Raw genomic sequence first — 26,461 nt, 5'->3', positions numbered from 1 at the left:
TCTTCCTCCTGGCACTCTCACTCGATGAGTGCTAACGACGGTCAAGTGTGTCGTATTCCAGCCGTTCAGTCCACTGCCACCGGGACTCGGTGACCGACGCCACGTGCGACGGTACGGCCGCGGGGTCGCGCCGACAGCCGCGAGCGCAGCGCCACCAGGGTCGCCAGGGCGAGCAGCGTGCCGCCCATCGGCACCAGGAATCCGGCGCCGCCCCAGAAGCGGTCCTCCAGCTGTCCGGCGACCGTGACGGCGGCGGCCTGGCCGAGCGCGACCGCGCCCGTGAGCCAGGTGAAGGCCTCGGTGCGGGCGCCGGCCGGGACCAGGTCCTCGACCAGCGTGTACCCGGTGATCAGCGCGGGCGCGATGCACATGCCGACGAGCAGGCCGAGGCCGGCCAGGACGAGCACCGAGTGCGCGGCCCACAGCCCGGAGGCCGCCAGCGCGAGGGCGGCGTACCCGACGACGAGGCGGCGCTGCGGGGCCACCTTCCAGGCGATGGCGCCGCAGGCGATGCCGGAGAGCATGTTGCCCGCGGCGAAGGTGCCGTACAGGACCCCGTTCAGGCCGGGCTCGCCGATCGACTCCGTGAAGGCGGCCAGGGAGACCTGCATGCCGCCGAAGACCGAGCCGATGCCGAGGAAGGTCACGATCAGTACGCGCACGCCGGGGACGCGCAGCGCGGAAGCGTGCTCCACGCGTGCGTGCCCGTCGACGGTGACCGAGGGCTGGGTGCTCTTCTGCGCGGCGAACAGCAGACCGCCGAGCAGTGTGAGCGCGGCCTCCGTGACCAGGCCCGCGGCCGGGTCGACGGCGGTGCACAGCGCGGTGGCCAGCAGCGGGCCGACGACGAAGGTCAGCTCGTCCGTGACCGACTCGAAGGCGGCCGCGGTCGTCATCAGGGGCGAGCCCTGGAGCTTCACGCCCCAGCGGGCCCGCACCATGGGCCCGACCTGCGGCACCGAGGCGCCGGTCGGCACGGCCGCCACGAAGAGCGCCCACAAGGGGGCGTGGTTCAGGGCGAGCGCAGTCAGGGTCAGGCCCGACAGGGTGTGCACCAGCACGCCGGGGATCAGCACGGTGCGCTGTCCGTAGCGGTCGGCGAGACGGCCGCTGTAGGGCGCGAACAGCGCCATGGAGACGCCGGTGACGGCGGCGGCGGCGCCCGCCGCACCGTACGAACCGGTGGTGTGCTGGACGAGCAGCACGATGGAGATGGTCAGCATCGCGAACGGCTGACGCGCCGCGAAGCCGGGCAGCAGGAACGTCCAGGCGCCGCGGGTGCGCAGCAGCTGTCCGTATCCCGGGCGGGATGAGGCCGACGAGTCCTTCGACTCCTCCGACGGCTCGATGGTGACCGTGGATGCCACGGCCCGTGCCTTTCTGCCGCCTGGTAGCACGGCCCCGTCGGGTGGGGGGCGGCGCCGAGAGCTGTCCTGTCGCGCGGAACTGCGGTAGATACCGGCGCCCATCGAGGAAGGACGTCACGGCCGCCATACGGTCGCGCCAGCTCTGCGTCAGGCAGAGTTGGTTCGATCTGGGTTACGCCTGCATAGTACAGGGAGCGGGGCCCGTTGATCCTGTGAAAATGAGCACTACTCGGTGCTTCACCTGCGATACGGCGGCCCCGTTTTGGTCGCCCCATCGGGTCGCCCTATCGGGTCGCCCCGTTGGTCCCCAGCCACCCGGCCAGCTTGCCCCCGGCCCCCACGGCACGCAGCCGGCGCTCCGCGGCGTCCCGTACCGGATCCGTGGCGACCACGAGCAGCTCGTCCCCGAGCCGCAGCACCGTCGTCGGCAGCGGAACGAAAGATTTTCCGTCGCGGACGACGAGGGTGACGGCCGCTCCGGCGGGCAGCCGCAGCTCGTGGACCTCGACGCCGTGCATCTTCGAGCCGTCGGGGATCGCGACGGACAGCAGATGTCCGCGCAGCCGCTCCAGCGGCGCCGACTCGATGCCGAGGTCGGCGGCCTCGGGGCCCTGGCCGAGGTGCAGCTTGCGGGCGAGCCAGGGCAGCGTCGGACCCTGGACCAGGGTGTAGACGACGACCAGCACGAAGACGATGTTGAAGATGCGGCGGCTGTCCTCGACGCCGCCCACCATGGGGATCGTCGCCAGGATGATGGGCACGGCGCCGCGCAGCCCGGCCCAGGACATCAGTGCCTGCTCCCGCCAGGGGACGCGGAACGGCGTCAGGCACGCGACGACGCTCAGCGGGCGCGCCACCATCGTCAGCACCAGCCCGATGAGCAGCGCGGGCAGGATGTCGTCGCCCAGCTCGTGCGGGGTGACCAGCAGGCCGAGCAGGACGAACATGCCGATCTGGGCGATCCAGCCGAGCCCGTCGGCGAACCCGCGTGTGGCGGGCCAGTGCGGCAGTCGCGCGTTGCCCATCACCATCGAGGCCAGGTACACCGCCAGGAAGCCGCTGCCGTGTGCCGAGGCGCCCGCCGCGTAGGCGGTGACGGCGATGGCCATGACGGCGATCGGGTAGAGGCCGGAGGCGGGCAGCGCCACGTGCCTCAGGCCCCAGGCGCCCAGCCAGCCCACCGCGATGCCGATGGCGGCGCCGATGGCCAGCTCCAGGGTTATCTCGCCCAGCAGCGCGTACCAGTGCTCGATCGGACCGGACTGGGAGAAGGCGACGACCAGGATCACCACGGGGGCGTCGTTGAAGCCGGACTCGGCCTCCAAGGTGCCCGTCACGCGTGAGGGGAGGGGGATCTTCCGCAGGACGGAGAAGACCGCGGCGGCATCAGTGGAGGAGACGACCGCCCCGATGATCAGCGCCTGCCGCCACTCCAGCCCGACCAGGTAGTGCGCGGCCGTCGCCGTGACCCCGACGCTCACCGAGACCCCGACCAGCGCCAGCGCGGAGGCGGCCGGAAGCGCCGGCTTGATCTCCTTCCACTTCGTGCCCAGACCACCTTCGGCCAGGATCACGACCAGCGCCGCGTACCCGATGACCTGGGTCAGCTCGGCATCGTCGAAGCGGATGCCGCCGATGCCGTCCTGGCCCATGAGCACGCCGATGCCCAGGTACACGAGCAGGCTGGGGAGCCCGCTGCGCGAGGAGATCCGGACCGCTGCGACGGCGACGAGCAGGACGAGCGAGCAGACGAGCAGGAGCTGGTTGAGGTCGTGGACAGTCAGCGGCCGTTCCCTTCCCTGGCCCCCGCGCACGCGCGCGTGGGCTCACGTACATAGGACACGAAGTGGCGGTTCTCCGCACCCAACTACTTCGTTACCTTACCTAACTCTTGACGATTTCTTGACCTCGGCCGGGCATGATCGAACGTCCGTCCGTGCTGGTTCCCCAGTCCGCGTCAAGTGGGACCAGGCCCTGCGCCTATGGTTGCTCCAGCACTCCAGGACCGCCTGCCGCTCGCGTTAGGACAGCAAGGACAGCGATGCCCCCCAACACCACCGCCTCCACGGGTCAGCAGCCCGGCAAGTCCGGCAGGAAGAAGGGGCGCAGAGCCCGCCTGCTCGTTCTCGTGCTGGTGCTGGCCCTCATCGGAGGCGTCACCGGCGGGGCGTACTGGTCCATCAGTACCGTCCGTGCCTCCTTCCCGCAGACCAAGGGCTCCCTCACGCTCGCGGGCCTGTCCGGGCCCGTCGACGTGAAGCGCGACGACTACGGCATCCCGCAGATCTACGCCTCCTCCGACGAGGACCTGTTCATGGCGCAGGGCTACGTCCAGGCGCAGGACCGGTTCTACGAGATGGACGTGCGCCGTCACATGACGTCCGGGCGCCTGTCGGAGATGTTCGGCAAGAGTCAGGTCGACAACGACGAGTTCCTGCGCACTCTCGGCTGGGACCGGATCGCGCAGCAGGAGTACGACAAGACGCTGTCGGCCTCCACCAAGAAGTACCTCCAGGCCTACGCCAAGGGTGTCAACGCCTACCTGGACGGCAAGGACAACAAGGACATCTCCCTGGAGTACGCGGCCCTCGGGCTCACCAACGACTACAAGCCGCAGAAGTGGACCCCGGTCGACTCGATCTCCTGGCTGAAGGCGATGGCCTGGGACCTGCGCGGCAACATGCAGGACGAGATCGACCGCGCCCTGATGACCAGCCGCCTCGGTCCCAAGGAGATCGCGGACCTGTACCCGGACTATCCGTACAGCCGCAACAAGACGATCGTCCAGGCGGGCCAGTACGACGAGGTCACCAAGACGTTCCAGCAGAACGGCGCCACGTCCTCCGCGGGCTCGTCCACGAGCGGCACGGCGGGCACGGCCTCCACCTCGGGCAGCACCGGCCTGCAGAGCCAGCTGTCGGGCCTGCAGAACGTCCTGGACGACCTCCCGACGGCCGTCGGCGTGAACGGCAACGGCATCGGCTCGAACTCCTGGGTGGTCCGCGGGAAGTACACGATCACCGGCAAGCCGCTGCTGGCGAACGACCCGCACCTGTCGGCGTCGCTGCCGTCCGTCTGGTACCAGATGGGCCTGCACTGCCGCTCGGTCTCCAGCGCGTGCCAGTACGACGTCACCGGCTACACCTTCGCGGGCATGCCCGGCGTGGTCATCGGCCACAACCAGAACATCGCCTGGGGCATGACCAACTCCGGCGTCGACGTCACCGACCTCTACCTGGAGAAGCTCTCCGGCGACGGTTACCTGTACGACGGCAAGACGGTGCCCTTCATCGCGCGCGAGGAGACCATCAAGGTCGCCGGCGGCTCGCCCAAGAAGATCGTCGTCCGGGAGACCAAGGACGGGATGCCGCTGCTGTCCGACCGCAGCAGCGAGCTCGTGAAGGTCGGCAGGAAGGCCGCCGTCGACACCGCCGCCCCCGACCGCGGCGACGGCTACGGCATCGCGCTGCGCTGGACCGCGCTGAGCCCGGGCACCACCATGGACGCCGTGTTCGCCATGGACCGGGCGGCGAACTGGAGCGACTTCCGCGCCGCGGCCGCCCTGTTCGACGTGCCCTCGCAGAACCTGATCTACGCCGACACCAAGGACAACATCGGCTACACGCTGCCCGGAAAGATCCCCACGCGCGCGCAGGGCTACGACGGCTCCGTCCCGGCACCGGGCTGGGACTCCAAGTCCCGCTGGACCGGCTACATCGACGAGGACGAGCTGCCGTACGAGTACAACCCGTCCCGCGGCTACATCGTCACCGCCAATCAGGCCGTGGTCGACAAGGCCAAGTACCCCTACACGCTCACCACGGACTGGGGTTACGGCGCCCGCAGCCAGCGCATCACGGACCTGATCCAGTCGAAGATCGACGACGGCGGCAAGATCTCCACCGACGACATGCGCCAGATGCAGCTGGACAACAGCAGCGAGATCGCCAAGCTGCTGGTGCCCAAGCTGCTGAAGATCGACATCGCGGACAAGGACGTCCGCGAGGCGCAGGAGCTCCTGGAGGGCTGGGACTACACCCAGGACGCCGACTCGGCGGCGGCCGCCTACTTCAACTCGGTCTGGCGCAACATCCTCAAGCTCGCCTTCGGCAACAAGCTACCCAAGGAGCTGCGGGTCGAGGGCCAGTGCCTGTGGGTCGATCCCGTCAACACCACCGGGCCCGCGGACGAGACGAACAAGGTGCGCGAGTGCGGCGAGCGCGACACCGACCAGGCGCAGCCGGACGGCGGCGACCGCTGGTTCGAGGTCGTCCGCACACTCATGGACGACCAGAAGAGCGACTGGTGGTCCACGCCCAAGTCGCTCACCCGGCCGGGGGCGAGCGACAACCGCGACGATCTGTTCAAGCGCGCCATGATCGACGCCCGCTGGGAGCTGACCGCCAAGCTCGGCAAGGACATCGACACCTGGAGCTGGGGCCGGCTGCACCGCCTGTTCCTGAAGAACCAGACCATCGGCACGGACGGCCCCGGCTTCCTGCAGTACGTCCTCAACCGCGGCCCCTGGAAGCTCAGCGGCGGCGAGGCCACGGTCAACGCCTCGGGCTGGAACGCCGCCGGCGGCTACGGCGTCGTATGGGTGCCGTCGATGCGGATGGTGGTCAACCTCGGCGATCTCGACAAGTCGAAGTGGATCAACCTCACCGGCGCGTCCGGGCACGCCTACAGCGCCCACTACACCGACCAGACGGACAAGTGGGCCGACGGCGAACTGCTCGACTGGTCCTTCTCGGACGGCGCGGTCGACGAGAGCACGAGCGACACCCTGGTGCTCAAGCCGTGAGTCGCCGACGGTGAACGGCTGAGGTGAAACGCTGAACGGGCCCTCCACGCACGCGTGGAGGGCCCGTTCGCATGAGAAGTGCGTGAGGAGCGCGTGAGGAGCGTGGCTCAGGGCTCCCGGAAGCGGCGCGCGCCCGACGGCGTCACCACCGCGTGCACCGGCCGGTCGTGCGGCTCTTCGGGGACGTGCTCGACGACCTCGGAGTCGTACAGCAGCACAACGAGCGAGGGATGAGCCCCCGCGCCTTCCAGCCGGGCGAGGACGCGGTCGTAGGACCCCCCGCCGCGCCCCAGCCGCATCCCGCGCGCGTCGACCGCGAGGCCCGGCAGCAGCACGACGTCGGCGTCGGTCACGGCGTCCGGGCCGAGGCGCTCGCCGGCGGGCTCGAAGAGGGCCATCTTTCCGCCGTGTTGGACGCGGGCGAGGGACCCCTCTCCCGTGTACGCGCCCCAGTCGAGGTCGTTGTCGGGCAGCAGGGCGGGCAGCAGGACGCGCACGCCCCGCGCGCGCAGCGCGTCCAGCAGTGCGAGCGTGCCGGGTTCACTCCCCACGGAGACGTACGCCGCCACCGTGCGTGCATGCGCCAGCTCGGGCAGCTCCAGTGCCCGCCCGGCCAGCGCGGTCGCCGATGCTCGCAGGTCATCGGCCGTCAACCTGTTCCTCACCGAGACGAACTCTCGCCGCAACGTTCGCTTGTCAGTCTCGGCCGGACGCCCGCTGTGACTCACTGGTCGTTCCCGAACCCTTCCTTATGCGCTCATATGAGAGCCAATTAACCGGAGCCTCAGATTCCCTGCAAAGGCACCGGATATGGTGTCGGGCATGACTCAGTCACACCCTCGGATCAGCAAGGCTGTCATCCCCGCAGCGGGCCTAGGTACCCGCTTCCTGCCGGCCACCAAAGCCACTCCCAAGGAGATGCTGCCGGTCGTCGACAAGCCGGCGATCCAGTACGTGGTCGAAGAGGCCGTCTCCGCCGGCCTCGACGACGTCCTCATGATCACGGGCCGCAACAAGCGCCCCCTGGAGGACCACTTCGACCGCAACTACGAGCTGGAATCCGCCCTTCAGAAGAAGGGCGACGCCGACCGGCTCGCGAAGGTGCAGGAGTCCAGCGACCTCGCCACCATGCACTACGTGCGCCAGGGCGACCCCAGGGGCCTCGGCCACGCCGTGCTGTGCGCCGCCCCGCACGTCGGCCACGAGCCCTTCGCCGTCCTGCTCGGCGACGACCTGATCGACCCGCGCGACCCGCTGCTCAAGCGGATGGTCGAGGTGCAGGAGCAGCGCGGCGGCAGCGTCATCGCGCTCATGGAGGTCGCGCCCGAACAGATCCACCTCTACGGTTGTGCGGCCGTGGACCCCACCGAGGACGGTGACGTCGTCAAGGTCCACGACCTGGTCGAGAAGCCTGCCGCCGTGGACGCCCCGTCGAACTACGCGATCATCGGCCGTTACGTCCTCGACCCGCACATCTTCGACATACTGCGCAAGACCGAGCCGGGCCGCGGCGGCGAGATCCAGCTCACCGACGCCCTCCAGCAGCTCTCGCAGGACGAGAAGGTCGGCGGCCCGGTGCACGGCGTCGTCTTCAAGGGCCGCCGCTATGACACCGGTGACCGGGGCGACTATCTGCGTGCCATTGTCCGACTCGCATGCGAACGTGAAGACCTGGGCCCGGACTTCCGGACCTGGCTTCGCAGTTACGTAGCCGAGGAGATGTAGCGATTTGAGCACCGCCGCGACCCGCCCCGCCGGCCAGGACCACCTCTGGTCGGTGGACGAACACCTGGAGGACATCCTCGCGACCGTCCGCCCCCTCGAACCCATCGAGCTGCAACTCCTCGACGCCCAGGGCTGTGTCCTGGTCGAGGACGTCACGGTGCAGGTCTCCCTGCCGCCGTTCGACAACAGCTCCATGGACGGGTACGCGGTGCGGGTCGCGGATGTCGCGGGCGCGAGCGAGGAGTTCCCCGCCGTCCTGGAGGTCGTCGGGGACGTGGCGGCGGGCCAGGCCGAGCTGATTCACGTGGGCCCCGGCCAGGCCGCCCGCATCATGACCGGCGCCCCGCTGCCGCCCGGCGCCGAAACCGTCGTACCGGTGGAGTGGACCGACGGCGGCCTCGGCGAGGGCCCGGTCACCGGGATGCAGGCCCGCAGTCTGGCCCCCGAGGGCGCCCAGGGCGATGTGCACGTGTACCGCCCGGCGGAGGCACGCGCGCACGTACGCGCGAAGGGCAGCGACGTGAAGTCCGGCGACCGCGCCCTCGAAGCCGGCACCGTCCTCGGCCCACCGCAGATCGCCCTGCTCGCCGCGATCGGCCGCGGCACGGTCCGCGTGCGCCCACGCCCGCGCGTGGTCGTCATGTCCACCGGCAGCGAACTCGTCCAGCCCGACGAGGACCTGGGCAGTGGCCAGATCTACGACTCCAACAGCTTCGCCCTCACCGCGGCCGCCCGGGACGCCGGCGCCATCGCCTACCGCGTGGGCGCCGTCGCCGACGACGCCGAGACCCTGCGCTCCACCATCGAGGACCAGCTCGTCCGCGCCGACCTCATGGTCACCACCGGCGGGGTCAGCGTCGGGGCGTACGACGTCGTCAAGGAGGCGCTGTCCCACGTCGGCGACGAGGACGAGGCCGGAGCCGGTGTCGAGTTCCGCAAGCTCGCCATGCAGCCCGGCAAGCCCCAGGGCTTCGGCTCCATCGGCCCCGACCACACCCCGCTGCTCGCGCTCCCGGGCAACCCGGTGTCGTCGTACGTCTCCTTCGAACTGTTCGTGCGCCCCGCGATCCGCACCTTGATGGGCCTGGAGGACGTCCACCGGCCGAAGGCGACCGCCACCCTGACCGCGGACAAGGCGCTGACCTCGCCCAAGGGACGCAGACAGTTCCTGCGCGGGACGTACGCCGACGGCGCGGTGCGGCCGGTCGGCGGCGCCGGATCCCATCTGATCGCGGCCCTGGCGCACGCGGACGCGCTGATCGTGGTCCCCGAGGACGTGGAGAGCGTCGAGCCCGGCAGCGAGGTCGAGGTGGTCCTGCTCGGCTGAGAGGCCCTGGCCCGCGGTACCGTGTCGCGCACAGCAGGCCCGTGCGCCGCACCGCGACGGGCCCGGACCGGGAGCGCCACACGAGCATGAGCATGCAGGACCGACCCACGCAGGACCGACTCACGCACATCGACGACGCGGGCGCGGCCCGCATGGTCGACGTCTCGGAGAAGGACGTGACCGCCCGCACCGCCCGCGCCAGCGGCCGGGTCCTCGTCTCACCCCGCGTGATCGAGCTGCTGCGCGGTGAAGGCGTCCCCAAGGGCGATGCCCTCGCCACCGCGCGCATCGCGGGCATCATGGGCGCCAAGCGCACCCCGGACCTGATTCCGCTGTGCCACCCGTTGTCGGTGTCCGGTGTGAAACTGGATCTGTCGGTCGCGGACGACGCCGTGGAGATCCTGGCCACCGTGAAGACCACGGACCGCACGGGCGTCGAGATGGAGGCCCTCACCGCCGTCTCCGTCGCCGCGCTCACCGTGATCGACATGGTCAAGGCGGTCGACAAGGGAGCGGTCATCACGGACGTACGGGTCGAGGAGAAGACGGGCGGCAAGTCGGGCGACTGGAGTCGGGCATGACGTATCGCGCTCTGGTCGTCACCGCCTCCAACCGGGCTGCCGCGGGGATCTACGAGGACAAGGGCGGCCCGCTGATCGCCGAGGGCCTGAAGGGCTTCGGCTTCGACGTCGAGGGACCGCAGGTCGTGCCCGACGGAGACCCGGTCGGCGCCGCCCTGCGCGCCGGTGTGGACGCCGGGTACGACGTCATCGTGACCACGGGCGGCACGGGCATCTCGCCGACCGACCGCACGCCCGAGGCGACCCGCGCTGTCCTCGACTTCGAGGTGCCGGGCATTCCCGAGGCAATCAGGGCGTTCGGACGGGAGAAGGTACCCACGGCGGCGCTGTCCCGAGGGCTCGCCGGAGTCGCCGGGCGCACACTGATCGTCAATCTGCCCGGTTCCAGCGGCGGGGTGAAGGACGGCCTGGCCGTCCTGGAGCCCCTTCTGATCCACGCCGTCGACCAGATCCGCGGCGGCGACCACCCCAGACCCAGCAGTGGGGGTGCGAGCTGAACAGCCCATCCTGGCCCGTCGTGCTGGGGGACGGAGATGTCGTCCTCCGGCCGATAAAGCTGCGCGACCAACGGGCCTGGCGCGAGGTCAACCGGCGCAACCGGGACTGGCTGCGCCCCTGGGAGGCGACCATTCCGCCGCCCACCCCCAGCGGGCCGATCGCGCACCGGCCGACCTACCGCCAGATGGTCCGGCATCTGCGGTCCGAGGCGAACTCGGGCCGGATGCTCCCGTTCGTCATCGAGTACCAGGGGCGGCTGGTCGGGCAGTTGACGGTCGCCGGTATCACCTGGGGCTCGATGTGTTCGGGGCACGTCGGGTACTGGGTGGACGAGGCGGTGGCGGGCCGCGGGGTGATGCCGACCGCCGTGGCGCTCGTCGTGGACCACTGTTTCCGCACCGTCGGTCTGCACCGCATCGAGGTCTGCATTCGCCCCGAGAACCGCCCGAGCCGCCGGGTCGTGGAGAAACTCGGATTCCGCGAGGAGGGGCTGCGTCCGCGATATCTCCACATCGACGGAGCCTGGCGGGACCATCTCGTCTTCGCGCTCACGGCGGAAGAGGTGCCGGAAGGGTTGCTGAGCCGCTGGCACCGGGCAGTCTCGCAGCAGACACCGCACACGAACCCGCAGAACACCCAGGGCAATCCCGCGTAGCCGGGAAGGGAGCCCCGGAAATTGAATAAGTGTTCGAAATTGATCGCAGGATGACCGGCTCGGGGCATTAAATTCCCGCCCTCGGTGGGCTGCTGATCGCATCGGTCACAAAAAAAGTTCGAAATATCAGCCAGATCGTGCGACACACCGGCTCAATTGGCAGATGGCCTCACGCAAACCCCTCTACCGTGTGAGGCGTGAGCAGCAGCGGCCTCATCTACGCAGTCATTGTCGGGGCCTGGGCCGCCTACTTGGTGCCGATGTGGCTCCGTAGGCAGGACGAGCTGAACGAGGCCCGTCCGACGGAACGCTTCAGCACAGCCATCCGGTTGCTGTCCGGACGGGCGGGGATGGAGCGCCGGTACGCCAAGGACCTGCGCGCGCGCTCCACCGACGAGGGGGAGCCCAGCGCCGATGACCCGGGCGACGTCACCGAGTCGGTGGACGTCCGGGCCTTCGCCATGCCTCCGACCCGTCCGCAGACCCAGGCGACGGTTCAGGCTCAGGCACCGGGGCGCCCGGAGCCGGCGCGTGAATCCCCCCGCGAGCCAGCGGCCAAGTCGGCACCGGAGCGCGTCGGCGCACCCGCACCGGAACGCGCAGGCGCACCGGAACGAGTAGGCGCACCCGCGCCCGAATCGGGCTCCGGCCCGGCGGACAGCGCGCGCAAACGCGTGCCCGCGGCCCGGCGTCCCCCTTCGGACGAGGCGGCCGCGGCACGGGCGCGGCGCTTGAAGGTGCTGGCGCGCCGTAGGCGCACCACCGTCGTACTCTTCCTCGCCTTCACCCTCGGCGCGATCGTCGCCGCGGTCGGCGGGCTCGCCTTCCTGTGGGCGCCGGGCGTACCCGCCGTGATGCTCAGCGGGTACATCGCGTATCTGCGCTCCCAGGAGCGCCGTCGCTTCGCGTACCAGATGGACCGGCGCAGCGCCGAGGCCGCCGCGCAGCGGCTGCGCGAGCATGCGCGCCAGTCCCGGCGGCGCGGCACCACCGACACCGGGGCCGGGATCGACGAGCCCGACGAGAGGCCCGAACCAGGCACGGACACCGGGATGTCCGCGCTCGCCGCGGACCGGCGTGCGCTCGTCGAGCAGACCGATCACGCCGAGTGGGTCGATCAGCAGCGCGAGCGGCAGCGGCGGCCGGGGCACGGGGACAGCTGGGAGCCGGTTCCGGTGCCCTTGCCGACGTATGTGACCGCGCCGGTCGCTCCGCGGGCCACCCCCGACGTGGATCTCGGCGCGCCGGACGCGTGGAGCTCGGCACGGTCGAGCTCCGTCGGGCGGGACCGGGATGCGGGGGCCGAGGCAGGCTCTGCTTCCGGCGGTGCGCCTCGGGACGGTTCCGCGCGGGGCGCCGAGTCGGACGAGGCGGCTCCCGACGAGGAGAAGGCCGAGGGGGGCGGTCGTAGCGACGCCCGCCGGGCCGCTTCCGCCCGCCGGGCGCGCGAGCGGGGCCGTACGCCACTGTTCGACCAGTACGAGGACGGTGACCGCCCCCGCGCGGCCAACGAGTAGCCGCCCGGCCGGGGCGGGAACGGATTTCCAAGCAGGCCGATCGGGGTGCTAAAGTTTCACTCGTTGCAAGGGCCTGTGGCGCAGTCCGGTAGCGCACCTCGTTCGCATCGAGGGGGCCAGGGGTTCAAATCCCCTCAGGTCCACCGCAACAACTTTCCAAGGGAACTTGGGAGTTGAAAGATCCCGTCCGATCGGTTGATCGGGCGGGATCTTTGTTATGTCCGAGGGGGAGCGTGGAGAAGGCCGCCGCACGGTTACGGGCGACGCGCACGGCGACGCCGCTGCGGAACGCGGCCTTCCGGCGGTTCGTGACCGCCAGTCTGATCTCCGCCACCGGATCCGCGATGGCGCCCCTCGCGCTCGCCTACTCCGTGATCGAGCAGGGTGGAGGAGCCGGGGCGCTCGGTGTGGTGCTGGCCACGAACACCGTTCCGACGATCGCCTTCCTCCTCATGGGCGGGGTGCTCGCGGACCGTGTGTCCCGCAGCCGACTGCTCTTCCTCGGCAATCTGCTCGCGGCCGCCGCCCAGGGGGCCCTGGCGGCCGTCGTCGCCACCGGGCATGCCACGACCGTCTCCATCGCGGTCTGCGGCTTCGTCTCCGGGACGGCGGTGGCCTTCACCGTGCCCGCCGCTCAGGGGGCCGTGGCCCAGATCGTGCCCGCGGAGCAGTTGCAGCAGGCCAACGCCCTGCTCAGGCTGCCGAGTAACGCGGTCAAGGTGCTCGGTCCGGCGATCGGCGGGGTCGTTGTCGCGGCCGGCGGCCCGGCCTGGGCGCTGGCCTGGGACGCGCTCACCTTCGCCGTCGCCGCCCTTCTGCTGCTCGGGCTGCGCCTGGACGCACCGGTCACCGTCACCAGCGTGCTGAGCGATCTGCGGGAGGGGTGGGCCGGCTTCTGGTCGCGGACCTGGTTGTGGACGTACACGGTCGCGGGGACCGTCCTTGTCGCCGCGTGGCTGGCGGGGTTCCAACTGCTGGGGCCGGTCGTCGCGGCGGAGCGGTACGCCGGGGCGCGTGACTGGGGCCTTGTGCAGGGGGCGTTCGCGGCGGGGCTGCTGGCCGGGACGGTGGTGTGTCTGCGCTGGCGGCCGTACCGGCTGCTCGCGGTGGCCGTCGCGGCCTGTCTGCCCATGGCCGGCCCCCTGCTAGTCATGGGCTGGGGACTGCCGCTGCCCTGGCTGCTGTTGACCGCCCTGCTCGCGGGCATCGGGCTGGACGTGGCGATCGTCGCGTGGACGACCGCTTTCCAGCAGCATGTGCCGCAGGGCGAGTTGGGGCGCATGAGCGCGTTCAACAGTGTCGGGGAGCGGCTTGCGATTCCGCTCGGCTATCTGCTGACCGCCCTCGCGGCCGGCACCTGGGACAACCGGACGGTGCTGGTGGCGTGTGCCGGGCTCGTCGTCGCCTCCGCCGTCCTCAACCTCTGCGTGCGGGACGTCTACCGCATCAACGCCCCACGGAGCTGACCGCTCACAGCGCCTTGGCGTAACACAGGCTCAGCTCATGGAAGCGGTAGTAGCCGAACTTCTCGCACGGCTCGTACCCGCTGGACGTGTACAGCGCCACCGCCTCCGGCTGCTTGGCGCCGGTCTCCAGCACCATGCGGATGCGGCCCGCCGCCCGCGCGTCCTCCTCCAGCGCGGCCAGGACACGTCTTGCCAGGCCCCGCCCGCGCATCTGCTCGACGACGTACATCCGCTTGAGCTCGGCGTCCCCGTCCGCGTTGCCCTCGCCGTTCTCGTCCTGGGAACGCCAGCCGCCGGAGGCGACAGGGGCGCCGAGCTCGTCGTAGGCGATCAGGTAGAGGCCGTTCGGCGGCTCGAAGTCCGCCGGGGCGAGGAGCGTGGCGTCGCCGCCGTCGCCGTAGCGGACGCCGTACTCGGCCTGCACCTGGTCGTTGAGCTTGACGGCGTCGGGGTGGTCGAAGGAGACGCGACGTATATGCATGCTGGTTACCGTATATCAATTCAAGATCAAGAGGTTCCAGAATCGGACAACGTCCAGTGTGCCGGTATGGTGCCGGGGTGCTCACTGTGACCTCTGTGAATGTGAACGGGCTGCGGGCCGCCGCGAAGAAGGGCTTCGTGGAGTGGCTCGCCGGTACCGAAGCCGATGTGCTGTGCCTGCAGGAGGTGCGCGCGGAGCCGCAGCAGCTGCCGGAGCAGGTGCGTACGCCCGACGGATGGCATGTCGTGCACGCCCCCGCCGCCGCCAAGGGGCGCGCCGGTGTCTCCCTCTACACCCGCCGTGAGCCCGACCGCATCCAGGTCGGCTTCGGGTCGAGTGAGTTCGACGACAGCGGCCGCTATGTCGAGGCCGACCTGCCCGGTGTGACGGTCGCCTCCCTCTACCTCCCCTCCGGCGAGGTCGGCACCGAGCGGCAGGACGAGAAGGTCCGCTTCATGGGCGAGTTCCTCGCCTATCTGAAGGACCTGCGCGAGCGTGCCGCCGCCGACGGCCGCGAGGTCCTCGTCTGCGGCGACTGGAACATCGCCCACCAGCAGGCCGACCTGAAGAACTGGCGCGGCAACACCAAGAACTCCGGCTTCCTGCCGGAGGAGCGCGAGTGGCTGGGCGAGGTGTTCGCCCCCACCGCGGGCGGCTACGTCGACGTCGTGCGGTCGCTGCACCCGGATGTCGAGGGGCCGTACTCCTGGTGGTCGTACCGTGGGCGTGCCTTCGACAACGACACCGGCTGGCGCATCGACTACCAGGTCGCGACGCCTGGGCTCGCCGCCAAGGCGCTCAAGGGGTACGTCGAGCGGGCGGCGACGCATGGCGAGCGGTGGTCGGATCATGCGCCGGTGACGGTTGTCTACGACCGTTGAGCCCGCCGCGATGTGTCGTCGGTTGTCTGCGGCGCCATCGTGGCTGGTCGCGCAGTTCCCCGCGCCCCTTCAGGGCGCTACCGCTCGCCCTGCTTCCGCAGCTGTCGGTCCAAGGCCAAGGACAGCTCCGCCTCCACCACGCTCCTGGCGAGGGGGCGCAGGCGTTGGAGGTCGTTCGCGTGGGCGTAGCGCAGTACCAGGTCGGCGAACATCTCCGCGATGTCGTCGACGTGTTCGCGGACGCGCTTGCCCGCCGCCAGCACCTCCGCGAGAGGGATGCCCTCGCGGACCAGGGCCGAGGAGACGTCCAGCAGGCTGCGGCTGACGTGGACGATCTCGTCGCCGTCGGTGCCGAGGTAGCCGAGGTCCAGGGCGAGGGCGAGGTTCTCCGGGGTGACCTGGCCTTCGAAGCGGGAGGCGAGTTCCTCGGGGGTGAGGCGGACCGGCTCCTCCTCGGTGGGGGCGGCGACGCCCAGGAGGTCGGCGACGTCGCGGCCGTGGTCGAGGGCCTCGGCGAGTTCCGCGATGCCGGTGAGGGTGTGGCCGCGCTCCAGGAGGGCGGCGATCGTGCGCAGGCGGGCCAGGTGGTGGTCGTCGTACCAGGCGATGCGGCCCTCGCGGCGGGGCGGCGGGATCAGCTTGCGTTCGCGGTAGAAGCGCAGGGTGCGCACCGTGATGCCGGCCACGCGGGCCAGCTCCTCCATCCGGTATTCACGCTTCTCGGTCACCTGGGAACCTTAAGTCGTACCGGCGGTAACTTTCCTCGCCGGTTTTCCTCGACCGACCCCTACCGGTCAGTACAGACCTCCTCTACTCTCCCCATTGCGCCAGTGTTCACTGGCATGGTTCCGGTTCCGGGGTGAAGTTCCCGGTGAAGCATGGAGGCACAGGCATGGCCGAACGCGAGCATGTGCGGGTCGCGGTGGTCGGGTCCGGGTTCGGCGGGCTGGGGGCCGCCGTACGGCTGCGGCGCGAGGGCGTCACCGACTTCGTCGTCCTGGAGCGGGCCGACAGCGTCGGCGGGACCTGGCGGGACAACAGCTATCCGGGATGCGCGTGCGACGTGCCGTCCCATCTGTACTCCTTCTCTTTCGCACCCCACCCCGACTGGCCGCGCACCTTCTCCGGACAGCAGCACATCCGCGCCTACCTGGAGCACGTCACGGACGTCTTCCGGCTTCGCCCCCACATCCGCTTCGACTCGGAGGTGAAGCGGATGACCTGGAACGGCGAGCGGCTGTGCTGGGACATCGAGACCAGTGGGGGGAATCTGTCCGCGGACTTCGTCGTCTCCGCCACCGGACCGCTGTCCGACCCGAAGATCCCGGACATCCCGGGCCTGGACTCCTTCCCCGGGAAGGTCTTCCACTCCGCCCGCTGGGACCACGACTACGACCTGCGCGGCAAGCGCGTCGCCATGGTCGGCACCGGCGCCTCCGCCATCCAGATCGTGCCGGCCGTCCAGCCCGAGGTCGAGCGGCTCACGCTCTTCCAGCGCACCCCGCCCTGGGTCATGCCCCGCGTCGACCGCGCCATCAGCGGCGCCGAGCGCTCCCTGCACCGGGCCCTGCCCTTCACCGCGCAGCTGCGGCGCGGGCTGCTGTGGGGCATCCGGGAGCTGCAGGTGCAGGCGTTCACCAAGCACCCCGACCAGCTGGGCCTCGTAGAGCAGTTGGCCAAGCGCAACATGGGCCGGTCCATCAAGGACCCCGCCCTGCGCGCCAAGCTCACCCCCGACTACCGCATCGGCTGCAAGCGGATCCTGCTGAGCAGCGAGTACTACCCCGCGCTCGCCCGGCCCAATGTGGACGTCGTCGCCAGCGGGCTGAGCGAGGTCCGCGGCTCGACCGTCGTGGCCGCCGACGGGAGTGCGGCCGAGGTCGACGCGATCATCTTCGGTACCGGGTTCCATGTCACCGACATGCCCATCGCCGAGCGGGTGGTGGGCGCGGAGGGCAGGACGCTCGCCGAGGTGTGGAAGGGCGGCATGGAGTCGCTGCGGGGCGCCTCGGCCGCCGGGTTCCCCAACTGGATGACGATCATCGGACCCAACACGGGGCTCGGGAATTCGTCCATGATCCTGATGATCGAGTCCCAGCTGAACTACATGGCCGACTTCGTACGGCAGCTGAACGTCCTCGGAGGCCGTGCGGCTCTCGACGCGCGGCCGAGCGCCGTTGCCGCCTGGAACCGGCGGGTGCAGGAGCGGATGAAGCGGACGGTGTGGAACACGGGCGGGTGCACGAGTTGGTACCTCGACGCCAACGGTCGTAACAGCACCATCTGGCCCGGTACGACGACCGAGTTCAGGCGGGCCACGCGGCGGGTGGATCTGGCGGAGTACGAACTCCTGCGAGTGCCGGTCGAGAAGGACGCCAAGTCGGAGGTGACCGCGTGAGCCGGCTGATGAACGTCGCCTCCGGGCCGTACGCCCCGCCCGCCCCCGCCCGTGAGCTGACGGCGATATCCGCCGACGGCGCCCGGCTGCACGTCGAGATACACGGTCCCGTGGACGACACCGCCGCGCCCGCCGTCGTTCTCGCGCACGGCTGGACCTGCTCGACCGCCTTCTGGGCGGCGCAGATCCGGGAGCTGGCCGCCGACCACCGGGTCATCGCCTACGACCAGCGCGGCCACGGACGCAGCCCGGCGAGCCCGGCCTGCGGCACCGAGGCCCTCGCCGACGACCTCGAAGCCGTACTGAAGGCGACCCTCGCACCCGGCGAGAAGGCGGTGATAGCCGGGCACTCCATGGGCGGCATGACGGTGATGGCCGCTGCCGCGCGCCCGGGGTTCCGGGAGCACGCCGGTGCCGTCCTGCTGTGCAGCACCGGCTCCTCGCGGCTGGTCGCCGAGTCCACGGTCGTACCCCTACGGCCGGGGCGGCTGCGGACCTGGCTGACCAAGCGCATACTCGGCTCCCGGGCGCCGCTCGGGCCGGTCACGCCGATCGCCCGGGCGATCCTCAAGTACGGGACGATGGGGCCCGGTTCGGCCCCGCACATGGTCGAGGCGTGCGCGCGGATCGTGCACGCGTGCCCGCGCAAGGTGCGGTACGTCTGGTCGCAGGTGCTCGACCTGCTCGATCTCGACCACGGCGTGCGCGAGTTGGCGGTGCCGACCGCCGTGGTCGTCGGTACGGCCGACCGGCTGACCCCACCGGTGCACGCGCGCTCGCTGGCGGCCGCGCTGCCGCACTGTCTCGGCGTCACCGAACTGCCCGGCCTCGGGCACATGACGCCGATCGAGGCGCCCGAGCTGGTGACCGGGAAGATCCGGGAGCTGGTCACGACGTACACGCAGGCCGAGACATACACGCAGGTCGACACATACCCGCAGGTCAAGGAGGGCGCATGAGCAGGGTGAGCCTCGAAGGTCAGGTCGCCGTCGTCACCGGGGCGGCGCGCGGCGTCGGTGAGCTGCTCGCCCGCAAGCTCTCCGCGCGCGGTGCGAAGGTGGCGCTCGTCGGGCTGGAGCCGGACGCCCTCAAGGAGGTCTCCGAGCGGCTGCACAGCGACAGCGACCACTGGTACGCCGATGTGACGGACCATGAGGCGATGGCCCGGGTGGCGCGGGAGGTCAAGGAGCGGTTCGGGAAGGTCGACATCGTCGTGGCCAACGCGGGTGTCGCGACCGGCGGGCCGTTCGTCGACTCCGATCCCGAGGCGTGGCGGCGGGTCATCGAGGTCAACCTCATCGGGTCGGCGGTGACGGCGCGTGCGTTCTTGCCGGTGCTGATGGAGAGCCGGGGGTATCTGCTGCAGATCGCCTCGCTCGCGGCCATCACTCCGGCGCCGATGATGACCGCGTACTGCGCGTCCAAGTCGGGTGTGGAGGCGTACGCACACAGTCTGCGGGCCGAAGTCGGTTACCAGGGTGTACGGGTGGGGGTCGGGTATCTGTCCTGGACCGACACCGACATGGTCCGCGGGGCCGATCAGGACGACGTCATGCGGGAGTTGAGGAAGCGGCTGCCCTGGCCGTCCAACAAGACCTATCCGCTGGGGCCGGCGGTCGACCGGATCGTGGCCGGGATCGAGCGGCGGTCCAGCCATGTGTACGGGCAGTGGTGGCTGCGCGGCATGCAGGGCGTGCGCGGGTATCTGCCGGGGATCATCGGGACCGTGGGGCAGCGGGAGATGCGGCGCTTCGCCGGGCGCCTGGAGGGGATGCGGACGGGGCTGGTCGGGGCGGGGGGCGCCGCCGATGAGCAGGAGAGGACTACGCGGCGTAACTGATCGACATGCGTGCGGTTATCGCCCGTGTGAATCTGGTCGAGGCCCCACCGAGGGGCCAATCCCCCCACTCACTACGGGAGTGAACCCACATGGGCATGAAGGACCAGTTCCAGGAGAAGTCCGAGCGGATGCAGCAGCAGGCTCGTGAGAAGGCCCAGCAGGCCAAGGAGCAGGCGCAGCAGCGTGGGCGCCAGCGGCCGCAGCGGGACGAGGAGAGCGAGCGGTCGCTGCGTGAGGAGCGGGAGCGGCTCGACCAGGACTACGACGCCTAGCCGCTGCGCTCGGCTTTAGCCGGATTGCGTGGGGTGCCCTGTGTGTTGGGGCGCCCCACGTTTGCGTTGCCGGTGGGGTTTCGTTGTCGGGTGCGGGGCGGTGGGGGCTTGTCGCGCAGTTCCCCGCGCCCCTGGGTGGGCTCTCCCGGCGTGTCTCAAGAGCGCGGCGGCAGCTTGGGGCGGGAGCGGTCCGGGACGTGGGCGTAGTCCGGGGGTGTTGCGGGAGGATTCGTCTCCAGTAGCTCGAGGGCCAGTTCCACCGCGTCTGTCAGTTGGGCGTGGCGGCCCTCTGCCCAGTCCAGGGGGGTGCGGAGGACCTCCACGTCCGGGCTCACTCCCTTGTTCTCGATCGTCCAGCCGTAGGCGTCGAACCAGGCCGCGTTCATGGGGACCGTGATCACCGTGCCGTCGCCGAGGCGGTGGCGGCCGGTCATGCCGACTACTCCGCCCCAGGTGCGTTGGCCCACTACCGGGCCGAGTTTCAGGAGCTTGAAGGCCGCGGTGATCATGTCGCCGTCCGAGGAGGTCGCCTCGTCGGCCAGGGCGACCACCGGGCCGCGCGGGGCGTTCGACGCGTACGACACCGGCTGGGCGTTTCTCGTCAGGTCCCAGCCGAGGATCGTGCGGGTGAGCTTCTCCACGACCAGCTCGCTGATGTGGCCGCCCGCGTTGCCGCGTACGTCGACGATCAGCGCGGGGCGGGACATCTCCATCCGCAGGTCCCGGTTGAACTGGGCCCAGCCCGAGCCGCCCATGTCCGGGATGTGCAGGTAGCCGCAGCGGCCGCCGCTCAACTCCCGTACGACGTCGCGGCGTTTGGCGACCCAGTCCTGGTAGCGGAGCGGGCGCTCGTCGATGAGCGGGACCACTGCCACCCGGCGTGCTCCGCCCGCCTCGCCCTCGGCCGGGGTGAACGTCAGCTCCACTGTGGTGCCGCCCGAGCCGGCCAGGAGGGGGTAGGGGCCGGCCACCGGGTCCACCGGCCTGCCGTCCACGTGGGTGAGTACCGCTCCCTCGCGGATTCCCGTGCCTGCCAGGGGGGAGCGGGCCTTGGAGTCGGACGATTCGCCGGGGAGGATGCGCTTGACGATCCAACCCTCGTCGCGGCGTACGAAGTTGGCGCCCAGCAGGCCCTGCCAGCGCTGGTAGTGCGCCGGGCCCTCGTTGCGGCGGGCGGGTGAGACGTAGGCGTGCGAGGTGCCCAGTTCGCCCAGTACCTCGCGGAGCAGGTCCGCGAACTCGTCGGGGGAGGCGACCCGTTCGACCAGGGGGCGGTACTGCTCGAGGACCGCGTCCCAGTCGATGCCGCACATCTCCGGCTCCCAGAAGTACGCCCTGATCAGCCGGCCCGCCTCCGCGTACGACTGCCTCCACTCCGCCGTCGGGTCCACCTCGTGCAGGATGCGGCGCAGGTCGATCCAGACCGTCGTGTCGCTGTCGCCGGACTCGGAGGCGGGCACCGCCCGCAGGTCGCCCTCGTCGACCAGGACCAGGCGGGACCCGTCGCCGCTCACCGTGAACCAGTCCAGGTGGTCGACGAGTTCGGCCTTCTTCGCCTTGCTGATGTTGAAGTGTTCGAGGGTCGGCCGCCCGGTCATGTCGTCCGGGTTGGCGAAGGTCTCGCCCAGCGCGCCCGAGATCGGCCAGCGCAGCCAGACCAGTCCGCCGCCCGCGACCGGGTGTAGCGCAGAGTACTTGGAGGCGGTGACCGGGAAGGGGGTGACCCTGCTCTCCAGGCCCTCGATCTCGACGGTGGTGGTGCCGGCATCCCCGCCCTCCTCGTCCTCCACCGGGTCCAGGCCACCGGCGGCCGGCCGGCCCTCCGGGTTCAGGGCGAACGGGGAGGGGGTCGCGGAGGACAGGGGCACCAGGTAGGGGCGGCAGCCGAGCGGGAAGGACAGATCTCCGGTGTGGACGTCGTACACCGGGTCGAAGCCTCGCCAGGAGAGGAAGGCCAGGTAGCGGCCGTCCCGGGTGAACACCGGGTTCTCGTCCTCGAAGCGGCCGTTGGTGACGTCGACGATCGAGCGGGCCCCTTCCCCGGTTCCGGAGATCCGGGCCAGCTTGATCTGGCGCAGGGAGCGGCCGATGCCCGGGTGCGACCAGGTCAGCCATGTCCCGTCCGGGGAGAAGGCCAGGTCCCGTACGGGGCCGTTGATCGACCGGATCAGCTCTGTGACCTCGCCGCCCGAGTCCTCCGTTCCCGCGGCGGTAGCCGCCTCATCGGGCACAGTGACGAGGAGCAGTCGGCCGTCGTGCGAGGCGATCGCGAGCCGCTCGCCCTTGGGGTCGGCGACCATCTCCAGGACCCGGCCCAGCTCGCCGGAGGCCAGTCGGCGCGGCTCTCGGTCGCCCGTCGCCCGCGGCAGGTACGCGATCTCGATGGCGTCCTCGCCCTCCGCGTCCGTCACATACGCGACCTGGCCGACCGAACCGAGCATCTCCGGGAGCCGGACCCGTACACCGGGGGTGTCGGTCATCGTGCGGGCCGGGCCGTCCCGGTGGGTCAGCCAGTAGAGGCTGCCGCGTACGACCACGGCGCTCGCACGGCCCGTCTCGTCCACGGAGATGCCGTCGATGTGCTGGGCGGCGGGCACCTGGTACCTCCGGCGGCCGGCGCCGGGGCCGCTCAGGCGTACGTCGAGGCGGCGGGGCTGGGAATCCGCGTCCGCGGCGAGGTCGTCCACGATCCACAGATCACCCGCGCACTGGTACACCACTCGGGTGCCGTCACTTGAGGCATGCCGGGCGTAGAACGCGTCGTGGTCGGTGTGGCGGCGCAGGTCGGAGCCGTCGTACGCGCACGAGTAGAGGTTGCCGACGCCCTCGTGGTCGGAGAGGAAGGCGATACGGCCGCCGACGAACATGGGGGAGTGGAGGTGGCCGCCGATGTCCGGCAGCAGGCGTTCGCCGTGCAGCCAGAGGCGGCCCGTGGCCCCGCCCCGGTAGCGCTTCCAGGCGGCCGGTTCGTGGGGCGGGGTGCCGGTCAGGAGCAGGGTCTTGCGCTCGCCGTCGATATCGGCGACCTGGATGTCGGAGCACGGTCCCCAGGGGAGTTTGCGGCCGGGGTCGCCGCCGAGGCTGAGCTTGTAGGCCCAGGTGAAGTGGGAGAAGGGCTCGCCGTGGGAGGCGACGGCGAGGATGATGCCGTCGGGTGTCCAGCCGCACACCTGGGTGTCCGCCGACCCCCAGTGGGTGAGCTGGCGGCCGGGGCCGCCCTCGACCGGTACCAGGTGGATCTCGGGGACCAGACTGCGCCAGCTCGTGTACGCGATGTGGCGGCCGTCGGGCGAGAAGCGGGGGTGGCCGATCTTGGTGCGGTCCACGGTGAGCCGCCAGGCGCGGCCCGGGCCGTCGAGGGGGGCCAGCCACAGGTCGTCCTCGGCCACGAAGCACAGCAGATCGCCGCTCAGATGCGGTAGGCGCAGGTAGCTCACCTCCCCATGCTTTTCCCGTGGACGTACCTGGGCAACTCGTGACACAAGGACTTACGTGACCGGCGCGAGAGCCGGCGGTGACCCAGAACACGAACGAAACCGTTTCGTTTCGATGGGGGATGGGGTACCTTTCTTGGTGTACGAAACCGTGTCGTTCGGAGTGGGAAGGTGGGAACGGTGACCGAGGTCGCAACAGGACGTCGCAGCCGCATCACCCCTGAGCGTGAGGCCGAGTTGTACGAGGCCGTGCTCGACCTGCTCCGGGAGGTCGGCTACGACGCCCTCACCATGGACGCCGTGGCGGCCCGCACCCGGTCCAGCAAGGCGACGCTCTACCGCCAGTGGGGTGGCAAGCCGGAACTGGTGGCGAAGGCGGTCCGGCACAACAAGCCGGGCAATGTCGCCGACGTCGACACCGGGTCCCTGCGGGGCGACCTCCGCGCCCTCACAGCACGCGAGGACGACTGCACCATGCAGCAGAACGCCGCGCTGATGCGGGGTCTGTTCATGGCGGTGCACGGCAACCCGGATCTCCTCCAGGCGTTCAAGGAACTGCTCATCGAGCCGGAGATGGAGGAGTTCCACCGGGTGGTGCGGCGAGCCGTCGACCGCGGCGAGGTCCGCGCCGACTGCCCCGCGCTGGACTACGTGGTGCACATGCTCGTCGGCGCCTTCGCCACCCGCACCCTGATCGACGATCAGCCGCCCACCCAGGCGTTCCTCATCTCGTACATCGATGCCGTGGTCCTCCCCGCCCTCGGCGTTCCGACCGGCTGACCCTTTCCCCAGCAAGCCCTCCACCTGACGTAACCGCTCACGTCGTCGGGCTGATCACCCCTGCCCAAGTACCGACCCCACGACCTGACCGGGAGACGCCTCCGTGGCCACGTTCCTGTACAAACTCGGCCGGCTCGCCTTCAGGCGACGGCACTTCGTCGCCCTCATATGGGTCGCGCTGCTCACCCTCGCGGGCGTTGGCGCGGCCAGTGCCCCCAGCGCCGGATCCAGCTCCTTCTCCATCCCCGGCACCGAGGCGCAGAAGGCCTTCGACCTGCTGGAACAGCGCTTCCCGGGCGGTAGCGCGGACGGCGGCACCGCCCGTGTCGTCTTCAAGGCACCCGACGGCGAGAAGATGACGGACGCCGCCAACAAGGCGACCGTCGAGAAGACCGTGGCGGAGCTGTCCGACGGCTCCGAGGTCGTCTCCGTCGCCGACCCCTACAAGGCGCACGCCGTCAGCAAGGACGGCACGATCGCGTACGCCTCGGTGCGCTACGAGGTGCCCGGCATGGAGTTGAAGGACGCCAGCCGGGACGCCCTGGAGGACGCCGGGCAGCAGGCGCGGGACGCCGGGCTGACCGTGGAGATCGGCGGCGACGCGCTCCAGACGACGCCCGAGGCCGCCTCCTCCGAGATCATCGGCCTCGCGGTCGCCGCGGTGGTCCTCGTCATCACCTTCGGCTCGCTGATCGCGGCCGGTCTGCCGCTGCTGACCGCGCTGATCGGCGTCGGCATCGGCGTCTCGGTGATCACCGCGCTGGCCAGCGCCCTCGACCTCGGCTCCACCACCTCCACCCTCGCCATGATGATCGGCCTCGCGGTCGGCATCGACTACGCCCTGTTCATCGTCTCCCGCTACCGCGCCGAACTCGCCGAGGGCCGCGACCGCGAGGAGGCGGTCGGCCGGGCCACCGGCACCGCGGGCTCCGCGGTCGTCTTCGCCGGCCTCACGGTGGTGATCGCACTCGTCGGCCTCGCGGTGGTCAACGTCCCGATGCTGACGAAGATGGGTGTCGCCGCCGCGGGCACGGTCGTGATCGCCGTACTGATCGCGCTGACCATGGTCCCCGCACTGCTCGGCTACGCGGGCCGGAAGGTCAAGCCGGCCGGAGAGAAGGGCAAGCTCCTCGGACGCGGCAAGAAGGCCGCCGCGAAGGCCGGCGGGGAGGAAGGCGAGAAGGCCGCCGCGGACAAGCCGAACATGGGCACACGCTGGGCGAGCTTTGTCGTACGCCGTCCCGTGGCCGTCCTCCTGCTCGGCGTCCTCGGCCTCGGCGCCGCCGCCCTCCCGGCGACCTCCCTCGAACTGGGCCTCCCGGACGACGGCTCCCAGCCGACGTCGACGACCCAGCGCCGCGCCTACGACCTGCTCTCCGAGGGCTTCGGCCCCGGCTTCAACGGCCCGCTCGTGGTGGTCGTCGACGCGAAGGCGAGCGACGCCCCGAAGAACGCGGTCACCGAGGTCTCCGACGAGATCAAGGGCCTCAAGAACGTCGTCACGGTGACCCCGCCGACGTACAACAAGTCCGGCGACACCGCGACGATCACCGTGATCCCCGACTCCAAGCCGTCGTCGGTCTCCACCGAGGACCTGGTGCACTCCATCCGTGACGCGGGCACCGGGATCACGGCCGAAACGGATGCGAAAGTGCTGGTCACCGGCACGACCGCGATGAACATCGACTTCTCGCAGAAGCTGAACGACGCGCTGGTGCCGTATCTGATCCTGGTGGTCGGCCTGGCCTTCCTGCTCCTGATCCTGGTGTTCCGCTCGATCCTCGTCCCGCTGAAGGCGGCCCTCGGCTTCCTCCTGTCGGTCCTCGCGGCCCTCGGCGCCGTCGTGGCGGTCTTCCAGTGGGGCTGGCTCGCCGACCTCTTCGGCGTCCAGGAGACCGGCCCGGTCATGTCGATGATGCCGATCTTCATGGTCGGCGTGGTCTTCGGTCTCGCCATGGACTACGAGGTGTTCCTCGTGACACGGATACGCGAGGCGTACGTCCACGGCGAGCGGCCCGGTCAGGCCGTGGTGACCGGGTTCCGGCACAGCGCGCGGGTCGTCACGGCCGCGGCGATCATCATGATCGCGGTGTTCTCCGGCTTCATCGGAGCCAGCGAGTCGATGGTCAAGATGATCGGCTTCGGCCTCGCGATCGCGGTCCTCTTCGACGCGTTCGTCGTCCGCATGGCCATCGTCCCGGCCGTCCTCGCCCTGCTCGGCAAGACGGCCTGGTGGCTCCCGAAGTGGCTCGACCGCGCCCTGCCCAACGTGGACGTGGAGGGCGAGGGGCTGCGCACGGACGCCGAGGCCGGGAAGGACACGGACCCCGACGAGGACCGCACGCTGGCACGTGTCTGACCGTTCACCCTTGAAGTGGACCGGCCGGTGAGGGCTCCGTGGGGACGGGGGCTCTCACCGGCTTTTCATGCGGTGC

At 70.5% G+C, this 26,461-nt stretch carries 21 protein-coding genes and 1 tRNA gene; 16 read left to right on the top strand and 6 right to left on the bottom strand.

Annotated elements, in window-relative coordinates:
- Positions 1-65: 65 nt before the first annotated feature.
- Positions 66-1,367, bottom strand: a complete 1,302-nt coding sequence (locus EHO50_RS19635) for an MFS transporter (protein WP_128431490.1) — start codon at positions 1,365-1,367, stop codon at positions 66-68.
- A gap of 284 nt (positions 1,368-1,651) precedes the next feature.
- The gene (locus tag EHO50_RS19630) at positions 1,652-3,181 is read right to left on the bottom strand and encodes a potassium/proton antiporter (RefSeq protein ID WP_128431489.1); all 1,530 of its coding nucleotides are present in this window, start codon (positions 3,179-3,181) and stop codon (positions 1,652-1,654) included.
- Positions 3,182-3,408: 227 nt separating this feature from the next.
- On the opposite strand from EHO50_RS19630, the gene EHO50_RS19625 reads away from it, so the two are divergent.
- Entirely contained in the window at positions 3,409-6,171 is a 2,763-nt protein-coding gene (locus EHO50_RS19625) for a penicillin acylase family protein (RefSeq protein ID WP_128431488.1), read from the top strand.
- A gap of 107 nt (positions 6,172-6,278) precedes the next feature.
- Here the strand turns inward: EHO50_RS19625 and EHO50_RS19620 are convergent, their stop codons facing one another.
- Positions 6,279-6,899, bottom strand: a complete 621-nt coding sequence (locus EHO50_RS19620) for a 5-formyltetrahydrofolate cyclo-ligase (protein ID WP_128431487.1) — start codon at positions 6,897-6,899, stop codon at positions 6,279-6,281.
- A 94-nt stretch (positions 6,900-6,993) separates the two neighbouring features.
- Here EHO50_RS19620 and galU point away from each other — a divergent pair, with 94 nt between their 5' ends.
- The 8 genes from galU to EHO50_RS19580 all read left to right on the top strand — a co-directional run bounded on the left by galU (position 6,994) and on the right by EHO50_RS19580 (position 13,940).
- A complete protein-coding gene (gene galU, locus EHO50_RS19615; protein WP_128431486.1) occupies positions 6,994-7,896 on the top strand; it encodes a UTP--glucose-1-phosphate uridylyltransferase GalU in 903 nt (300 codons plus the stop codon).
- Between the two features lie 4 nt (positions 7,897-7,900).
- Entirely contained in the window at positions 7,901-9,223 is a 1,323-nt protein-coding gene (gene glp / locus EHO50_RS19610) for a molybdotransferase-like divisome protein Glp (protein ID WP_128431485.1), read from the top strand.
- Between the two features lie 86 nt (positions 9,224-9,309).
- On the top strand, positions 9,310-9,804 hold the full coding sequence (gene moaC, locus EHO50_RS19605; protein ID WP_128431484.1) for a cyclic pyranopterin monophosphate synthase MoaC: 495 nt from the start codon (positions 9,310-9,312) through the stop codon (positions 9,802-9,804).
- Positions 9,801-10,301, top strand: a complete 501-nt coding sequence (locus EHO50_RS19600) for a MogA/MoaB family molybdenum cofactor biosynthesis protein (protein WP_128431483.1) — start codon at positions 9,801-9,803, stop codon at positions 10,299-10,301. Before moaC ends, EHO50_RS19600 begins: the two co-directional genes overlap by 4 nt.
- Positions 10,302-10,321: 20 nt before the next feature.
- Positions 10,322-10,957: a GNAT family N-acetyltransferase gene (locus tag EHO50_RS19595; protein WP_128431482.1), complete on the top strand. Its 636-nt coding sequence runs from the start codon at positions 10,322-10,324 to the stop codon at positions 10,955-10,957.
- Positions 10,958-11,154: 197 nt separating this feature from the next.
- The gene (locus EHO50_RS19590; RefSeq protein ID WP_128431481.1) at positions 11,155-12,474 is read left to right on the top strand and encodes a gephyrin-like molybdotransferase receptor GlpR; all 1,320 of its coding nucleotides are present in this window, start codon (positions 11,155-11,157) and stop codon (positions 12,472-12,474) included.
- A gap of 69 nt (positions 12,475-12,543) precedes the next feature.
- Positions 12,544-12,617, top strand: a tRNA-Ala gene (locus EHO50_RS19585).
- Between the two features lie 90 nt (positions 12,618-12,707).
- On the top strand, positions 12,708-13,940 hold the full coding sequence (locus tag EHO50_RS19580; RefSeq protein WP_246101243.1) for an MFS transporter: 1,233 nt from the start codon (positions 12,708-12,710) through the stop codon (positions 13,938-13,940).
- A gap of 4 nt (positions 13,941-13,944) precedes the next feature.
- Here EHO50_RS19580 and EHO50_RS19575 read toward each other — a convergent pair whose 3' ends face one another.
- The gene (locus EHO50_RS19575; protein ID WP_128431480.1) at positions 13,945-14,421 is read right to left on the bottom strand and encodes a GNAT family N-acetyltransferase; all 477 of its coding nucleotides are present in this window, start codon (positions 14,419-14,421) and stop codon (positions 13,945-13,947) included.
- Positions 14,422-14,498: 77 nt separating this feature from the next.
- Here EHO50_RS19575 and EHO50_RS19570 point away from each other — a divergent pair, with 77 nt between their 5' ends.
- Positions 14,499-15,302: an exodeoxyribonuclease III gene (locus EHO50_RS19570; RefSeq protein ID WP_164904886.1), complete on the top strand. Its 804-nt coding sequence runs from the start codon at positions 14,499-14,501 to the stop codon at positions 15,300-15,302.
- Positions 15,303-15,379: 77 nt separating this feature from the next.
- On the opposite strand, the gene EHO50_RS19565 is transcribed toward EHO50_RS19570, so the two are convergent.
- Positions 15,380-16,006: a MerR family transcriptional regulator gene (locus EHO50_RS19565; protein WP_164904903.1), complete on the bottom strand. Its 627-nt coding sequence runs from the start codon at positions 16,004-16,006 to the stop codon at positions 15,380-15,382.
- A gap of 188 nt (positions 16,007-16,194) precedes the next feature.
- On the opposite strand from EHO50_RS19565, the gene EHO50_RS19560 reads away from it, so the two are divergent.
- The 4 genes from EHO50_RS19560 to EHO50_RS19545 all read left to right on the top strand — a co-directional run bounded on the left by EHO50_RS19560 (position 16,195) and on the right by EHO50_RS19545 (position 19,812).
- Positions 16,195-17,700: a flavin-containing monooxygenase gene (locus EHO50_RS19560; RefSeq protein WP_128431477.1), complete on the top strand. Its 1,506-nt coding sequence runs from the start codon at positions 16,195-16,197 to the stop codon at positions 17,698-17,700.
- Positions 17,697-18,659 carry an alpha/beta fold hydrolase gene (locus EHO50_RS19555; protein ID WP_128431476.1) on the top strand — a complete coding sequence of 321 codons (963 nt, stop codon included), beginning with the start codon at positions 17,697-17,699 and terminating at the stop codon, positions 18,657-18,659. Before EHO50_RS19560 ends, EHO50_RS19555 begins: the two co-directional genes overlap by 4 nt.
- Entirely contained in the window at positions 18,656-19,540 is an 885-nt protein-coding gene (locus EHO50_RS19550) for an SDR family oxidoreductase (RefSeq protein ID WP_128431475.1), read from the top strand. The genes EHO50_RS19555 and EHO50_RS19550 overlap by 4 nt, the downstream gene beginning before the upstream one ends.
- An 89-nt stretch (positions 19,541-19,629) precedes the next feature.
- Positions 19,630-19,812, top strand: a complete 183-nt coding sequence (locus EHO50_RS19545) for a hypothetical protein (protein ID WP_128431474.1) — start codon at positions 19,630-19,632, stop codon at positions 19,810-19,812.
- 155 nt (positions 19,813-19,967) lie between these two features.
- On the opposite strand, the gene EHO50_RS19540 is transcribed toward EHO50_RS19545, so the two are convergent.
- Entirely contained in the window at positions 19,968-23,249 is a 3,282-nt protein-coding gene (locus EHO50_RS19540) for a S41 family peptidase (RefSeq protein WP_128431473.1), read from the bottom strand.
- A 177-nt stretch (positions 23,250-23,426) separates the two neighbouring features.
- Here EHO50_RS19540 and EHO50_RS19535 point away from each other — a divergent pair, with 177 nt between their 5' ends.
- Together EHO50_RS19535 and EHO50_RS19530 are read left to right on the top strand one after the other, a co-directional pair.
- Positions 23,427-24,026, top strand: a complete 600-nt coding sequence (locus EHO50_RS19535) for a TetR/AcrR family transcriptional regulator (RefSeq protein ID WP_128431472.1) — start codon at positions 23,427-23,429, stop codon at positions 24,024-24,026.
- Between the two features lie 103 nt (positions 24,027-24,129).
- Positions 24,130-26,385 (top strand): MMPL family transporter, encoded by a 2,256-nt coding sequence (locus EHO50_RS19530; protein ID WP_128431471.1) that lies wholly within the window; start codon positions 24,130-24,132, stop codon positions 26,383-26,385.
- Positions 26,386-26,461: the final 76 nt, after the last annotated feature.

The sequence above is a fragment of the Streptomyces cyaneus genome, from assembly GCF_004028635.1.
Lineage (GTDB): Bacteria > Actinomycetota > Actinomycetes > Streptomycetales > Streptomycetaceae > Streptomyces > Streptomyces cyaneus.
Note: the sequence above shows the minus strand (reverse complement) of the source record. Positions and strands in the feature narration are given on the sequence as shown.

What these genes read in the sequence shown, in the direction of transcription:
- EHO50_RS19560 (WP_128431477.1), top strand. Translation starts at nt 16,195, where the DNA reads ATGGCCGAACGCGAGCATGTGCGGGTCGCGGTGGTCGGGTCCGGGTTC.
- galU (WP_128431486.1), top strand. Translation starts at nt 6,994, where the DNA reads ATGACTCAGTCACACCCTCGGATCAGCAAGGCTGTCATCCCCGCAGCG.
- EHO50_RS19545 (WP_128431474.1), top strand. Translation starts at nt 19,630, where the DNA reads ATGGGCATGAAGGACCAGTTCCAGGAGAAGTCCGAGCGGATGCAGCAG.
- moaC (WP_128431484.1), top strand. Translation starts at nt 9,310, where the DNA reads ATGAGCATGCAGGACCGACCCACGCAGGACCGACTCACGCACATCGAC.
- EHO50_RS19625 (WP_128431488.1), top strand. Translation starts at nt 3,409, where the DNA reads ATGCCCCCCAACACCACCGCCTCCACGGGTCAGCAGCCCGGCAAGTCC.
- EHO50_RS19565 (WP_164904903.1), bottom strand. Translation starts at nt 16,006, where the DNA reads ATGGAGGAGCTGGCCCGCGTGGCCGGCATCACGGTGCGCACCCTGCGC.
- EHO50_RS19600 (WP_128431483.1), top strand. Translation starts at nt 9,801, where the DNA reads ATGACGTATCGCGCTCTGGTCGTCACCGCCTCCAACCGGGCTGCCGCG.
- EHO50_RS19550 (WP_128431475.1), top strand. Translation starts at nt 18,656, where the DNA reads ATGAGCAGGGTGAGCCTCGAAGGTCAGGTCGCCGTCGTCACCGGGGCG.
- EHO50_RS19575 (WP_128431480.1), bottom strand. Translation starts at nt 14,421, where the DNA reads ATGCATATACGTCGCGTCTCCTTCGACCACCCCGACGCCGTCAAGCTC.